This window comes from Acidimicrobiia bacterium (assembly GCA_036271555.1).
Taxonomy (GTDB): Bacteria; Actinomycetota; Acidimicrobiia; order IMCC26256; family PALSA-610; genus DATBAK01.
Map to the genome: position 1 here is coordinate 1 of DATBAK010000009.1, position 13,983 is coordinate 13,983.

At 70.4% G+C, this 13,983-nt stretch carries 14 protein-coding genes; 9 read left to right on the forward strand and 5 right to left on the reverse strand.

Features of this window, described 5'->3' with window-relative positions:
• Together VH914_03495 and VH914_03500 are read right to left on the reverse strand one after the other, a co-directional pair.
• On the reverse strand, nt 1-113 hold a 113-nt coding region (locus tag VH914_03495), incomplete at its 3' end, for a hypothetical protein (protein HEX4490248.1).
• Nucleotides 114-147: 34 nt separating this feature from the next.
• Nucleotides 148-1,743, reverse strand: a complete 1,596-nt coding sequence (locus VH914_03500; GenBank protein ID HEX4490249.1) for a FadD3 family acyl-CoA ligase — start codon at nt 1,741-1,743, stop codon at nt 148-150.
• Nucleotides 1,744-1,776: 33 nt separating this feature from the next.
• On the opposite strand from VH914_03500, the gene VH914_03505 reads away from it, so the two are divergent.
• On the forward strand, nt 1,777-2,538 hold the full coding sequence (locus tag VH914_03505; GenBank protein ID HEX4490250.1) for a hypothetical protein: 762 nt from the start codon (nt 1,777-1,779) through the stop codon (nt 2,536-2,538).
• Between the two features lie 35 nt (nt 2,539-2,573).
• Here VH914_03505 and VH914_03510 read toward each other — a convergent pair whose 3' ends face one another.
• Complete coding sequence (locus tag VH914_03510; GenBank protein HEX4490251.1) at nt 2,574-3,380, reverse strand: enoyl-CoA hydratase-related protein; 807 nt, start codon at nt 3,378-3,380, stop codon at nt 2,574-2,576.
• Nucleotides 3,377-4,639: a hypothetical protein gene (locus VH914_03515; protein HEX4490252.1), complete on the reverse strand. Its 1,263-nt coding sequence runs from the start codon at nt 4,637-4,639 to the stop codon at nt 3,377-3,379. The genes VH914_03510 and VH914_03515 overlap by 4 nt, the downstream gene beginning before the upstream one ends.
• A gap of 38 nt (nt 4,640-4,677) precedes the next feature.
• Here VH914_03515 and VH914_03520 point away from each other — a divergent pair, with 38 nt between their 5' ends.
• From VH914_03520 to VH914_03555, 8 genes are all read left to right on the forward strand, one after another.
• Nucleotides 4,678-5,958 (forward strand): acyl-CoA dehydrogenase family protein, encoded by a 1,281-nt coding sequence (locus tag VH914_03520; GenBank protein HEX4490253.1) that lies wholly within the window; start codon nt 4,678-4,680, stop codon nt 5,956-5,958.
• Nucleotides 5,934-7,409 (forward strand): AMP-binding protein, encoded by a 1,476-nt coding sequence (locus VH914_03525; protein ID HEX4490254.1) that lies wholly within the window; start codon nt 5,934-5,936, stop codon nt 7,407-7,409. The genes VH914_03520 and VH914_03525 overlap by 25 nt, the downstream gene beginning before the upstream one ends.
• 36 nt (nt 7,410-7,445) lie before the next feature.
• Nucleotides 7,446-8,282 (forward strand): enoyl-CoA hydratase/isomerase family protein, encoded by an 837-nt coding sequence (locus VH914_03530; GenBank protein ID HEX4490255.1) that lies wholly within the window; start codon nt 7,446-7,448, stop codon nt 8,280-8,282.
• Nucleotides 8,279-9,100, forward strand: coding sequence for an enoyl-CoA hydratase/isomerase family protein (locus VH914_03535; GenBank protein ID HEX4490256.1), 822 nt, complete (start codon nt 8,279-8,281; stop codon nt 9,098-9,100). The genes VH914_03530 and VH914_03535 overlap by 4 nt, the downstream gene beginning before the upstream one ends.
• A 109-nt stretch (nt 9,101-9,209) precedes the next feature.
• Nucleotides 9,210-10,379 carry a serine hydrolase domain-containing protein gene (locus tag VH914_03540; GenBank protein ID HEX4490257.1) on the forward strand — a complete coding sequence of 390 codons (1,170 nt, stop codon included), beginning with the start codon at nt 9,210-9,212 and terminating at the stop codon, nt 10,377-10,379.
• Nucleotides 10,376-11,068: a hypothetical protein gene (locus VH914_03545; GenBank protein HEX4490258.1), complete on the forward strand. Its 693-nt coding sequence runs from the start codon at nt 10,376-10,378 to the stop codon at nt 11,066-11,068. Before VH914_03540 ends, VH914_03545 begins: the two co-directional genes overlap by 4 nt.
• Before the next feature lie 24 nt (nt 11,069-11,092).
• Entirely contained in the window at nt 11,093-12,004 is a 912-nt protein-coding gene (locus tag VH914_03550; protein HEX4490259.1) for a hypothetical protein, read from the forward strand.
• A gap of 50 nt (nt 12,005-12,054) precedes the next feature.
• Nucleotides 12,055-12,762 carry a prepilin-type N-terminal cleavage/methylation domain-containing protein gene (locus VH914_03555; protein ID HEX4490260.1) on the forward strand — a complete coding sequence of 236 codons (708 nt, stop codon included), beginning with the start codon at nt 12,055-12,057 and terminating at the stop codon, nt 12,760-12,762.
• Nucleotides 12,763-12,821: 59 nt separating this feature from the next.
• Here VH914_03555 and VH914_03560 read toward each other — a convergent pair.
• Nucleotides 12,822-13,983 (reverse strand): acyl-CoA dehydrogenase family protein (locus tag VH914_03560; GenBank protein ID HEX4490261.1); only part of this gene is annotated, 1,162 nt, incomplete at its 5' end.

A 13,983-nucleotide genomic window follows, 5' to 3' on the forward strand; every position in this document is an offset into this window, starting at 1 on the left:
GCGGCCCGCACCATCTGCTGGGCCATGTCGTCACCGCGCAGACCGGCCAGCGATCCCTTCCCGGCCCGTCCGATCGGCGATCTGCTCGTTGCCACTATCACTGCTTCTGGCACTTGGCCACCTCCATGTCTGGTCGGAGCACGACGATCACGCGTGGGTGGGTTGCCCGGCTGCCTGCGCCCGCAGTACGTAGCGCAGCACCTTGCCCGAGGCGTTGCGGGGCAGCTCGGGCACGATCAGCACCTCGCGGGGGACCTTGAAGTTGGCCAGCCGCTCCCGGCAGTACTCGATGATCTCGGTCTCGGTCAGCTCGACGCCGTGCCGGGCAATGATGTAGACGCGACACACCTCACCCAGCCGCTCGTCCGGGATGCCGACCGCCGCCGCCTCCGACACCTTCGGATGCCGCATGATCATCTGCTCGATCTCGGCCGGATAGGCGTTGAAACCACCGACCACGAACATGTCCTTGAGCCGATCGGTGATGCGCAGGTTGCCGCGCTCGTCGAGCACGCCGATGTCGCCGGTGTGCAGCCAACCGTCGGCGTCGATCGCCTCTTTCGTGGCTTCTTCGTCGTGGATGAAGCCCTTCATCACGTTGTAGCCCCGAACGACCACCTCACCCGGCTCGCCCGCAGGCACCGGCTGATTGTCGTCGTCGACCGCGCGCACCTCGGTGCCGGGAATCGCGCGGCCGGCGGTGCGCGAGATGGTCTCGGGATCGTCGTCGTGCCGGCACATCGTCGCGATGCCGGTTGCCTCGGTGAGGCCGTAGCCGGTGACGATCGTCTCGAATCCGAGCTCCGAGCGCATGCGGCGGATCAGCTCGACCGGCACCGCGGCCGCGCCCGTCACCGCGAGTCGCAGTGACGTCATGTCGAACTCGCCGAGACGCGGATGGTCGAGGATCGACTGGTAGATGGTCGGCGGACCCGGGAGCATCGACACCTGCTCCTCGGCGGCGCGCCGCATGACCTCGTCGACGTCGAAGACCGCGTGCGGGATGATCGCCGCGCCCTTGAGCACGCTCGCGAGGATTCCCGCCTTGAGCCCGAAGGCGTGGAAGAACGGGTTGACCACGAGGTAGCGGTCACCTTCGCGGAGTCCCACGACGTCGGACCACGCGGTGTACGCCCGCACGCTCGCTCCGTGCGTGAGCATCGCGCCCTTGGGCTTGCCGGTCGTGCCCGACGTGAAGAGGATGTCGGACATCGTGTCGGCGGTGAGCGCGTCGCGTCGCGCCTCGACCGCTTCGGGGATCACGCGATCGGCGCGCGCGAGAAACTCGGACCACGCGACCGTGTCGGGCGCGGTGGAGCCGCGCAGCACCACGATCTCGCGCAGCGACGCGACCGGGTCCGCGGCGCGCAGCAGCTCGACGTAGTTGGTCGCGAGGAAGTCGGTGACCGTGAACAGCAGGCGCACGTCGGCGCGCTCGAGGATGTACGCGGCCTCCGCGCCCTTGAAGCGCGTGTTGAGCGGCACGATCACCCCGCCCGCGCGGTAGACCGCGAGCGCGGCGACGACCCATTCCGTCGTGTTCGGCGCCCAGATCGCGACGCGTTCGCCGGGCTGCACACCCGATGCGACGATCGCGCGGGCGGCGATCTCGACGTCGGCCGCGAGCCCCGCGTACGTGAGTCGATCGCGTTCGTCGACCAGCGCGTCGCCGGTCGCGTAGAGGCTCGCGGCGCGTGCGAGCACGCCCGGAATCGTGAGGAGGTGGTCGGGAGTGGTCGCCATGGCGGCGCCTAGAGTATCGAGGGTGAGGCGCACGTGACCGGGGCCACGGGCGACACCGCGAGGGCCCCGGCGAGCGCCACGGCGAGCGCCACGGCCGCCGGGATCGGCACCGCGATCGTCTCGTACATCGAGCCGCACGAGGGCGCGGCGCGCGCGTTCAACCAGTGGTACGAGCGCGATCACTTTCCCTCTGCGGTGCTGGCGGGTCCGGGGGCGTACGCGGGGGCGCGCTACGCCGCCACGCGCGCGTGCAAGGTCGTGCGCGTCGCGGCCGATCTGTTCGGCGATTCCCGTGTCGGGTCGTACCTCGCGGTCGCGTGGATCGAGCCGGGCGCGCAGGCGGCGTGGGACGCGTGGGTTCCGGGGCAGATGGACGCGCTCGTCGCGGCGAATCGCATGTTCCCGGGCCGCGACCATCTGCACACCGCGGTCTACGACTTCCTGTGGAGCGTCGAGCGGCCCGCGGTCTCACCGCCTTCGCTCGCGCTGACTGCGCCGCATCGGGGAATGATCGCGATCGCGCTGACGGGCGACGACGATGCGCGCGACTGGGCTCTTGCGCGGCTCGACGCCGAGATCCCGACGATCGTCGCGTTGCGGCGCTCGCGGTTGCTCGTCTCGGTGCTCGACGACGTCGGTGACCACACGCTGCTGCTCGCGTTCGTGACCGACGACCCGCAGGAGGTGTGGGCGCGCGCGATCGCGCCGGCTGTGCACGCGCGCGCCGACGTCGGCTTCGCAGGGCCGTTCCTCGCGACCGTTCCCGGCACCGACGCCTACGTCGACGACCTCTAGCCCCGCCCGCGTGGCGCTCGCATCGACGCCGCGCGTCAGCGGCCGGTGAAGTCGGGAGCGCGCTGCTCGCGCTTCGAGCGCCAGTACTCGGCGAAGTCTTCGGAACGGCTCGACAGCTCGATCGCGAGGGCCTCGTCGGCGAGCTGACGTTCGAGATCGAGGGTCAGGCCCCGCTGCACGAGCAGCTTCGCGAGCCCGACCGCGACCGTCGCGCTCCGTGCCAGCTCGGCGACGAGCTCGTTCGCGGCGGCCGTCACGTCCGCCGCGGGAACCGCGCGGTGAACGAGCCCCCACTCGGCGGCCTGCGCGCCGCTGATCTCGCGACCGAGCAGCAGCAGCTCCTTCGCGCGCGCGACGCCGGCGATGCGGGGCAGCAGCCACGACGTTCCCGAGTCGGGCGTGAAGCCCATCGTCGTGAACGGCGTCCGCAAACGCGCGTCCGAAGCGACGACCGCGAAGTCCGAAGCGAGCACCAGCGCGAAGCCGAGCCCGATGACGTGACCGGTCGCGGCCGCGACGATCGGCGTCTGCGTCTCGAGCACGGTCGAGATCAACCGGTTCACACCATTGCGGAGATTGCGTTGCGTCGCACCGGCGCGCGGCTTCACCGCGGGTCGCCCGCGCGTCCCCAAATCGAACCCGGAGCAGAAGTCGGCACCGGTGCCCGACAACGCGATCACGCGCACGGCTTCGTCTTCGCCGGCGCGATCGATCGCCGTGATCATCGCGGCGACCGTGTCGTCGGTCAGCGCGTTGTGCCGCTCGGCTCGATCGATCCGCAGCCGCAGCACCGACTCGTCGAGGGTGACGACCAACCCGTCGACCGATTCGTAGTGGCTCACGACGCTTCCTCCGTGGCCGCGAAGCGCGCAACGAGCGCGTCGAGCGCTTCTTGCGCGGTGCGCGCGCCGCCGGGCGGTTCGGGCAGCTGCACGGGCCCCCGTTCGCGACTCGGCAGGAGGATCGTCGCGTGCCCGGGCGTCGTGACCTCGCCGCGCTGGTTCGTGCCCGAGATCTCGAGGTCGACCGCGGGCCGGTCGCCGTCGGCGAGGTACTTCCGCACGACGCGCCCACGCAGCCAGTGCGTGTCGCCGACGTAGTTGAAGCGCCGGAACTGGCAGTCGAGCGTCCAGAGCCAGGCGTCGTCGCCCATCCAGTCGGTGCACAGGTGCACGAGCCAGGTCTCGCGCATGCGGCCGTAGTCATAGATCGCGGGGTTGCCGGCGCGGCGCGCCCACTCCGCGTCCCAGTGCACGCGCTGTTGCACGTCGGGAACGTTGAGGTCGTCGGGCCGGAAGAAGCGCGGCACCTTCTGCCGCTGCTGGTAGCCGAGCCGCAGCGCCTTCACGCCGTAGAGCCCCATGCCCATGCCCGAATGCCAGCACACCATGTCGGTGACGCGCAGCGGACCCTTGACGATCGGGCCGACCTCGTCGCCTTCTTCGACGTCTTCCCAGAAGCGCGGTTGCGCGCCGCGTCGACGCGCGGGCTCGCTCGCGTACTGCGCGTCGATCGCCGCGAGCTCGTCGTCGGTGTACGGCGCGATCACCGTCTCGTCGTACTTGCCGCGCGCCGCGGCCTTCGTGCGCTCGGTGCGGATCATCAGCCGGTACTGCGCGCACAACACCGCGTGCGGGTCGTGCGTCGCGAAGACCTCGGCCGTCCACTCGTGCACCGCGCGCTCGGCAAACTCGCTGTGCTTGTCGTGCACGCCGACCAACGCGTTGCGACGGGTGACGCGCATCCCGGGCCGCAACGGTTCCCACCACTCGCGGAAGCTGCCCGAGTAGAAGGCGTGCGCGCCGCCGAGGGGATCGCCCTTCAGGATCGCCTTCGTGTCCTCGTCGAGGTCCTCGACCTCGTTGTCGCCGATGAGCGTGTCGCCCCCGGCCAGGTTCGGTGACGCGATCGGACCACCCCAGCGGCTCGTGGCCGCGTACGCAGGATCGCACCAGAGCGGGTTGTCGTCGCCGTACGCCTGTGCGACGTGCCGGAACGCGTCCTCGTTCGGGAACCGATAGTGCGGCGGCTGCGGGTGGGGCTGCGCCACCCCGATACGGGCCCGCAAACGGGCCACGCCCTCGTCGGTGATGCCCGCCATCCGCGTACCATAATTCGCCTGTGATCGAGCCGGCCCGCCTGCCGTTGGACCGGTCGTCGAGCGCCGATGCGATCCGAGCATCGGTGAGCGAGTGGGTTCGCGAGCACGTGCCCGAGTCGTGGCGCGCGGCGGCCGAGCAGGGTGGCCGCGACGCGATCCGCAGGGTGCGCGGCCGCGCCGAATACGAGGCCTGGTATCCGCAGTTCGCGGCGAGCGGGCTTGCGGTCGCGACATGGCCGGTCGCGTACGGCGGGCTCAACCTCGAGCTCGCGCAGGCGCAGGTCGCGGAGTCGGTGCTCGCGCCGTTCAACCTCGGACGGCTCAACCCGCTCGGCCTCAACAGCGCCGGGCCCGCGCTGTTCGCGCACGGTACCGAGGAGCAGCGGCTGCGGTTCCTGCCCCCGCTGGTGCGCAACGAGGAGAAGTGGTGCCAGCTGCTCAGCGAGCCGGGCGCGGGATCCGACCTCGCATCGCTCGCGACGCGCGCCGAGCGCGACGGCGACGAGTGGGTCTTGAACGGGCAGAAGGTCTGGACGACGTGGGCGCACGTCTCGGACTTCGCGATCTGCCTCGCGCGCAGTGATCCCGGTGTCGTGAAGCGGCGCGGCCTCACGTACTTCCTCGTCGACCTGCACGCGCCCGGCGTCGACGTGCGACCGCTGCGCCACATCGGTGGCGAGATCGACTTCAACGAGGTGTTCCTCGACGGCGTGCGCGTCCCCGACTTCCAGCGCGTCGGCGCCGTCGGTGAAGGCTGGCGGGTCGCGGCGTCGACGCTCGCGGGCGAGCGGCAGATGGTGTCGGGGTCGGGGTCCGGCGGTGTCGACCGCATCGGCGGTTCGGGGATCGAGCGCGTCATCGCCCGCGCGAAGGAGCTCGGTCGCACGAACGACCCGATCGCGCGCGACCGGCTCGCGGCACTGTTCGCCGAGGAGCGCGTGCGCGGGTGGACGAACCAGCGCGTGCGCGCCGCGGTGCGCGCGGGCGCGACTACCGGGCCCGCGGCGTCGATCGGCAAGGTGCACCAGGGCGCGCTGAACCAGCGCATCCAGATGCTCGCGACCGATCTCCTCGGCGCGCACGCGATGGCGTGGGATCCGTCGACCGCCGACCCGTCGACACCCGACCCGTCGACACCCGATGCCTGGGCCGACGACCTGCCCTTCGAGGTGAAGGGCATGCTCCGCAGCCGCGCCAACACGATCGAGGGCGGCACCAGCGAGGTGAACCGCAACATTCTCGGCGAGAAGGTGCTCGGCCTGCCGCGCGAGCCCGATCCGTTCGTCGACACGCCGTGGGAAGCCGTGCCGCGATCGTGAGCCCTGCGGCGCTGGCCTCGTTGCTGCTCGACCATCCCTTCGCGGACGCGGAGCCGCTGCTGCTCTCGCCGTCCGAGACGGTGACTGCGGGCGAGGCGCGGCACGAAGTGCACGCGATCGCGGACGCGCTGATCGCGGCGGGCGTGAAATCGGGTCAGGCGGTCGCGGTGCAGCTCCCCGACGGGCCGCGCGCCATCGCGACGATGTTCGCGGTTTGGGTCGCGGGCGCGATCTTCGTACCCGTCAACCCGCGTGCGCCGGAGCCGGAGGTCCTGCACATCCTCGACACGACGGGTGCGGTCGCGCGCGTCGCGGTCGACGGCATCGCGATGCTCCCTGGAAGTCGCACGTACGAGCCCGGAACCGCGTTCGTCACGTGGACGTCCGGCACGACGGGCGCGCCGAAGCCGATCCTGCACTCCCACGCGTCGTACGTCGAGTTGCTCGATCGCGTCGTCGGATCGATCCGCGGCGATCGACGCGACGACAACGCGCGGCCCACGCCGAACCTCATCCCCGTGTCGCTCGCGCTCAATGCCGGCATCTACAACGTGCTGTTCGGTCTGCGGGTCGGCGCCGCGATCGTCGTCATGGACCGGTTCACGACGACCGGTTTCGCGACGCTGGTCGCGCGTCACGGCATCCAGTCGACGGTCCTGCCGCCGGCGGCGATCACGATGCTCGCCGACGACCCCGGCGTCACCGCGCTCGCGCCGCTGCGGTTCGTGCGTAGCATCACCGCGCCGCTATCGCCGCTGCAGGCACGCCGCTTCATCGACAAGTTCGGCGTCGTCGTGTTGAACGGCTACGGCCAGGCCGAGATCGGCGAGGTGATCGGGTGGAGCGCGCGTGACGCGCGGGAGCACCCGGAGAAGCTCGGCGCCCTCGGCCGTCCGCATCCCGGTGTCGACGTGAAGATCGTGACCGACGACGGTTCGCCGGCCGACGACCCCGACGTGATCGGGCGGCTCTTCGTGCGCGCGCCGTCAATGGCGCGCGGCGACGCGACGAACGCGGCCGGCGCCGACCTCGCGGCGCGGCTCGACGCCGAGGGCTACCTCGACACGGGCGACCTCGGCCGCGTCGACGGCGACGGATTCGTGTGGATCGAAGGGCGCGTGAGCGACCTCATCAATCGGGGCGGCAACAAGGTGTATCCGGACCAGGTCGAAGAAGTGCTGCGGCTCGTGCCCGGCGTCGCGGAGGTTGCGGTGGTGGGCGCGAGCGATGCGCGGCTCGGCGAGGTGCCGGTCGCGTTCGTCGTCGAGGTCGACGGCGCGACCGTGGCCGACGACGACCTGCGCGCGGTGTGCCGCGCGCACCTCGCTCCCTACAAGGTTCCGGTCGCGTTTCATCGCATCGACGCGTTGCCGCGCAGCGAGGTCGGCAAGGTGCTGCGGCGCGAGCTGGCCGGAGCCGCCGCCGAGGCGGACCGAAGGGATGCAACGTGAAGACGAAGCGGATGCGACCATGAGCGCGGCGCGCGCGTGACCGAGAGCGTGACCGAGTACGAAGCGCTCGTCGTCCGTCGAGAAGGCGCCGTCGGGTGGATCGAGTTCAACCGGCCCGACGTCGGCAACGCGATGAACGCGCGCATGTTCGCGGAGCTCGAACGCGCGTGGATCGAGCTCGACGACGATCCTACGGTGCGCGTGATCGTCAACACGGGGAACGGCGACGCGTTCCAGACCGGGCTCGACGTGCGTCAGCTGAGTCGCGATCCGGACGCGTTGCGCGAGCAGTCGCGACGTACGAAGCGCGCAGAGTTGAAGCTCACCGCATGGCACAACGGTGTCGAGAAGCCCGTGATCGCGGCGGTCAACGGCGTGTGCGCGGGCGGCGGCCTCCACTTCGTCGCCGACGCCGACATCGTGATCGCGGCGTCGAATGCGACCTTTCTGGACCCGCACGTCTCGATCGGCCAGGTCACCGCGTACGAGGCGATCGCGCTGGTTCGGAAGTCGCCGATGGAAGCCATCCTGCGCATGGCGCTCACGGGTCGGTACGAGCGCATCACCGCGGCGCGTGCGTACGAGCTCGGCGTGCTGAGTCAGGTCGTCGATCCGCCGGAACGATTGCGGGACGAAGCGCAGACGCTCGCGGAGACGATCGCGAAGAACTCTCCGGCCGCGATGCGGGCGACGAAGCGCGCGTTGTGGGGTGCGCTCGAGCGTGGTCTCACCGACGCGTGCCGCGCGGGCGCGGGCGAGCTCATCGCGATGTGGGGTCATCCCGACCAGGAGGAAGGGCCGCGCGCGTTCGTCGAGCGACGCGAGGCGCGGTGGCTGCCCCTCGAACCGACCGACCGGAAGGCGCGCGCGTGACGTACTCGCAGTTCGATTGTCTGATCGTCGAGCGACAGGGGCCGGTCGGCTGGTTGATCAACAACCGGCCCGATCAGCTCAACGCGATGTCGGCACACATGCGCGACGAGTTCGCGGTGGCGTGGAAGGAGCTCGACGCGGACCCCGAAGTGCGCGTCATCGTGCATACGGGCAACGGCCGCGCGTTCCAGACCGGCGTCGACGTGTCCGAGATCGCGACCGACGGGATGGGCATGCAGCGTTACCGCCAGTCGGTCGAGGAATGGGACCTCCACTTCACCGCGTGGCATCAGGAGGTGTGGAAGCCGGTGATCACCGCGGTGAACGGCATCTGCGCGGGCGGTGGATTCCACTGGGTCGCCGACGCCGACATCGTGATCGCGGCCTCCGACGCGCAGTTCTTCGACCCGCACGTGTCGGTCGGCCAGGTGGTCGCGATCGAGGCGATCGGACTGCTCCGGAAGATGCCCGTCGAAGCGGTGATGCGGATGGCGTTCGTCGGGCGCTACGAGCGGATGTCGGCGGCGCGCGCGTACGAGCTCGGGATGATCAGCCAGGTCGTCGACCCGCCCGACCAGCTGCGCGAAGCGGCGCAGAAGCTCGGCGAGACGATCGCGCAGAACTCACCCGCGGCGATGCGGGCGACGAAGCGCGCGCTGTGGGGCGCGCTCGAGCTCGGTCTCACCGACGCGTGCCGCGCCGGCGCGCAGGAGCTCGTGTCGATGTGGGGGCATCCGGATCAGGTCGAGGGTCCGCTGGCGTTCGCGGAGCGGCGTGCGCCACGCTGGAGCGGCGACGACACGGGGGATCGCGAATGAGCACGGGGTTTCATCACGCGGCCGAAGCCGCGAGCGGAGCGAGCGTCGAGGCTCGCCAGCGAGCGAACAAGTCCGCGAGCCGAAGGGGAGCGGACGGAGGAGCGAGCGCATGAACATCGATGGATGGACCGCACCGGGCTTCGAGAACGTGCGCGCGGCCTTCGAGCAGAACTTCGCCGACGGCCTCGAGGTGGGTGCCGCGTTCGCGGCGTACCACCGCGGCGAGCAGGTCGTCGATCTCTGGGGTGGCATCGCCGACCAGAGGACCGAGCGCCCGTGGGGCGAGGACACGATCATCGGCGTCTTCTCCACGACGAAGGGCGCGACCGCGATCTGTGCGCACCGCCTCGCGCAAGAAGGCAGGCTCGACGTCGACGCGCCGGTTGCGCACTACTGGCCGGAGTTCGGAGACGCCGGCAAACAAGACATCCCCGTCCGTTACCTGCTCTCGCACCGCGCCGGACTCCCGTGGGTCGACGAGCAGCTCACGCTCGAGCAGGCGCTCACGTGGGAGCCGATGATCCACGCGCTCGAGCATCAGAAGCCGCTGTGGGAGCCGGGCACGCAGCACGGCTACCACGCGATCACCTACGGCTACCTCGTCGGCGAGGTGATCCGCCGCATCACCGGTCGGAGCGTCGGTACCTACTTCCGCGAGGAGATCGCCCAGCCGCTCGGTCTCGACTTCTGGATCGGACTCCCCGAGTCGGAGGAGCCGCGCGTCGCGATGCTCGTCGGTGGTCTGCTCGACGGGATCGAGTCGGCCGATGTCGACGAAGAGGCGCGCGCGGCGATCGACGCGATGATCGGCCCCGACTCGGTGATGGGGAAGGCATTGTCGGGCGGCGGCGCGTTCGCGGGCAACGTCTGGAACCGGCGTGACGTGCATGCGGCCGAGGTGCCGGCCGCAGCGGGCATCTCCGACGCGCGGTCCATCGCGCGCATGTACGCGGCGTGCGTCGGTGAGGTCGACGGCATCCGCGTCCTCACGCCCGAGCAGGTGAAGCTCGCGTCGAAGCAGGAGACCGAGGGTCCGAACACCGTGCTCATGAACCTCGACCTGCAGTTCGGGCTCGGGTTCATCGTGCCGTCGACGCTGGTGCAGCTGGGCGGAGCGAGCTCGTTCGGGCACTTCGGCGCGGGCGGTTCGGTCGGTTGGGCCGACCCCGATGCCGAGTTCGGCTTCGGCTACGTGATGAATCGCATGGACATCGGGCTCGCGGGGGACGCGCGCAGCAAGGTGCTCGTCGACGCCTGTTACGACGCGGTGTCGTCGTGACGCGCGTCGGGATGCTGGCGCCGATGCAGCCCGAGCTGAAGCCGGTCGTGCGCGGGCTCGGACTCACCGGTGGTGACGGTCTGTATCGCGGACTCTCGCCCGACGGCGTCGAAGTCGTCGCGATGCTCACGCTCATCGGTATGGACAACGCCACGCGCGCCGCGCAGCGCATGCTGGAACACCGCGTCGACCACATGATGGTCGTCGGGATCGCGGGCGGCGTCGACCCGAACGTGCTGAAGATCGGTGGGCTCATCGCGCCCGAGGTCGTCGTGCGGCGCGCCACCGGTCGCGAAGTGCGTCCGAGCGTGCTCGGCGGCACGCTTGCGAAGGGCGCGCTGTCGTGTGGCGACGACCTCGTCACCGATCCGGCGACGCTCGCGAAGATGGGCGCGGCGGGCGTGATCGCGGTCGACATGGAGACCGCCGCGATCGGCGAAGTGTGTGAGGACGCGGGCGTCACCTGGTCGGTGTACCGGAGCATCAGCGACTTCGCGGGCGAAGGGCTCATCGACGAGGCGCTCCTTACGATGATGACGCCCGACGGCACGTCGGAGGCCGATTCGGTCGCGCGCTTCCTCGATCAGTATCCCGAGCGCAAGCAGGCGCTCGAACGGCTCGCGCACGACATGGAAGCCGCGACCGAAGCCGCCGCCGCCGCGGCGATCACGGCCCTCGCCGCGTTGTAGCGCCGCGGGCCTAAGGTCGCACGCATGGCGGTGCTCGTGGCGACCGACGACGGCTACCGGATCATCTCGTCGTCCGGCGACGTGCGCCGCGCGCTCGACGGACACCGCGTCGAGGCGTTCACGCCCGGCCCCGACGGAACGTGGATCGCGATCGTCGACGAGCGCGAGGTGTGGCAACACGGCGCCGACGGCGAATGGACACCGCTCGCGACCGCCGACGCACAGCTCGCGTGCCTCGTGACGCTCGACGACGTCGTGTACGCGGGCGCCGTCGGTCCGCAGGTGTACCGGTTCGTCGACGGCGCGCTCGCGCCGGTCGCCGACCTCGACGCCGTCGCCGGACGTGACGAGTGGCATCGCGTCGGTTGGGATCTTCACGTCCGCTCGATGACGAAGACCGTCGACGGTGCGCTGCTCGCGAACGTGCACGTCGGCGGCATCATCCGCTCGACCGATCAGGGCACGTCGTGGGAGCCGACGATCGACGTCGACGCCGACGTGCACGAGGTGCGCGCGCATCCGACGCGCGCCGAGATCGTGGTGGCCGCGGCGGCCGTCGGCTTCTGCGTGAGCCGTGACGGTGGTCGCACGTGGGCCGTCCTCGACGACGGTCTGCACGCGACGTACGCGCGCGCGGTCGCGTTCGCCGGCGACGACGTGCTCGTGAGCATCTCCGACGGTCCCTTCGCGACCCGTAGCGCGATCTACCGCGTGCGCGACATCGTCGATCCCGCGGGCACGAGCCATCCCGAGCGCGTCGGTGACGGTCTGCCCGAGTGGCTCGACGGCAACGTCGACACCCGCGGCCTGGCCGCGAGCGACACGACGCTCGCGCTCGCCGACGGCTCCGGTTCGGTCTGGATCCGCAAGGGCGGCGACGGTTGGACCAACGCGGCGCGGGACCTCTCCCGCGTCAACGCGCTCGCCATCGTCTGAGCTTCTTCGTCGCGCTCGCTGCGCTCGACGGGACCCGCGACACGGCCGTCGTGGCGACTGCGTTCGGCCCGTGGACGGCATCAAAACGCGGGTTCCAAAAGCGCCCGGAATTGCGGCACGAATTCCCCTCAAGTCGTGCGTGCAACGCGACCGATATCCCCCTAGCGAGTCGACCGCAGAACAACGGCCCGGCAACGAAGGCGGGACGCAGCGGATCGCTCGCAGTTGACAATCCCCATTGCAGAGAAGAGGTCCACTCAGTGTTGAACAACCTCAAGGTCCGTCGTGACCGGGAGGACGGGTTCACGCTCATCGAGCTCATGGTCGTCGTGCTCATCATTGCCATCCTGATCGCGATTGCCATCCCGACCTTCCTCGGTGCACGAGACCGAGCCGAAGACCGCGCCGCCCAGTCCAGTCTGCGCAACGCGCTGACTGCCGCGAAGACGGCGTACACCGACAGCAGCGACTACTCGACGGCCCAGACCTACGCCCAGTTGAATGCCATCGAGCCCAGCCTCACCTACGGCGACGGCTCGGATGCGACTGCGGCGTCGGACGGTCCGAAGGACATCAGCGTGAACGTCTCGACCGACAACCAGACGTGGTCGGCCGCGGCGCTCTCGAAGTCCGGCAAGTGCTTCGGCATGTCCGATGTCGCAACCGGCAGTGGCTCCGGAACGTTCTACATCACCGTCGACTCGGCGAAGGCCTGCACTGGCGCCAACGCCGTCGGTGCGACGGGTCAGTCCTGGTAAGTCATCTCCGCATCACGTGATTCGACCCCGGGGCCTCGGTCCCGGGGTCGTTTCGCGTTTCAGACCGGCGCGTCGAGGCGGTCGGATGCGATGAGCTCTTCGAGGACGCGGTCGTCCCACCACGAGATCTGCCACTGCTTCGCGCGACGGAAGTAGAGCTGGATCTCGGACTCGACCGTGAAGCCGATACCGCCGAACACCTGCTGGCCCATGGCGGTGACGTCCCGGAACGTCCGGCCCGCGTGCAGCTTCGCCATTGGCGCGAGCCGTTGGATGGAGCGGCCGTTCGCGAGCGACCACGCGGCCTCGTACACGAGGACCGTGCCGCCTTCGACCGTGGCCGACGCGTCGGCGAGGTAGTGCGCGATCGCCTGGAACGCGCCGAGCGGCTTGTCGAACTGGTGGCGGTCCTTCGCGTACTGCACGGTGATGTCGAACGCGTAGCGGGCGCCGCCGATCAGCTGCGCGGCGAGCAGGATGCAGCCTTCGAGCAGCGTGTCGTTCCACGTCGTCCAGCCCGAGCCCGCGCCGCCGATGCGGTTCGCGGCGGGCACCCCCACGCCCGCGAGGTCGACCGCGTACTGCGTGTCGGAGGCGACCGTCATCTGCTGCGTGAGCGTGATGCCGGCGGCCTTCGAGTCGACGAGAAAGAGGTCGACGCCGTCGTCGGTGCGCGCGAGCACCAGGAGCTGGTGCGCGGAGCTCGCGAACGGCACGTGCCACTTCGTGCCGTCGAGGACGAACGCGTCGCCGTCGGCCCGCGCGCGCAGCTGCACACCCTCGGGCGCGTACGCGCCGCCGGGCTCGAGCCACGCGGTCGAGACGATCGCCGCACCGGACGCGATCTGCGGCAGCCAGGTCTGCTTCTGCTCCTCGCTGCCCGCGCGCAGGAGCACGCCTGCGCTCATCGCGGCGCTCACGAACAGCGGGAGCGGTGCGAGCGCGCGCCCGAGCTCCTCGTAGACGACCGCGCCCTCGAGCACGCTCATCCCGGAGCCGCCGTACTCGGTCGGGAGCATCAGGCCGATGAGGTCGAGCTCGCCGAGCTGCTTCCACAGCTCGACCGGGTAGCCGACGGGGTCGTCCTCGAGCGCGCGCACGGTGTCGACCGGTGCGTAGGTCGCGCAGACGCCGCGCACGAGCTCGGCGAGCATCTCCTGCTCGGGTGTGCGGTCGAGATCCATCGTGCGCTCGTCCTCTCTACGGTCGCCACGCGTCGCC

What these genes read in the sequence shown, in the direction of transcription:
- VH914_03550 (HEX4490259.1), top strand. Translation starts at nt 11,093, where the DNA reads ATGGCGGTGCTCGTGGCGACCGACGACGGCTACCGGATCATCTCGTCG.
- VH914_03515 (HEX4490252.1), bottom strand. Translation starts at nt 4,639, where the DNA reads ATGGCGGGCATCACCGACGAGGGCGTGGCCCGTTTGCGGGCCCGTATC.
- VH914_03500 (HEX4490249.1), bottom strand. Translation starts at nt 1,743, where the DNA reads ATGGCGACCACTCCCGACCACCTCCTCACGATTCCGGGCGTGCTCGCA.
- VH914_03540 (HEX4490257.1), top strand. Translation starts at nt 9,210, where the DNA reads ATGAACATCGATGGATGGACCGCACCGGGCTTCGAGAACGTGCGCGCG.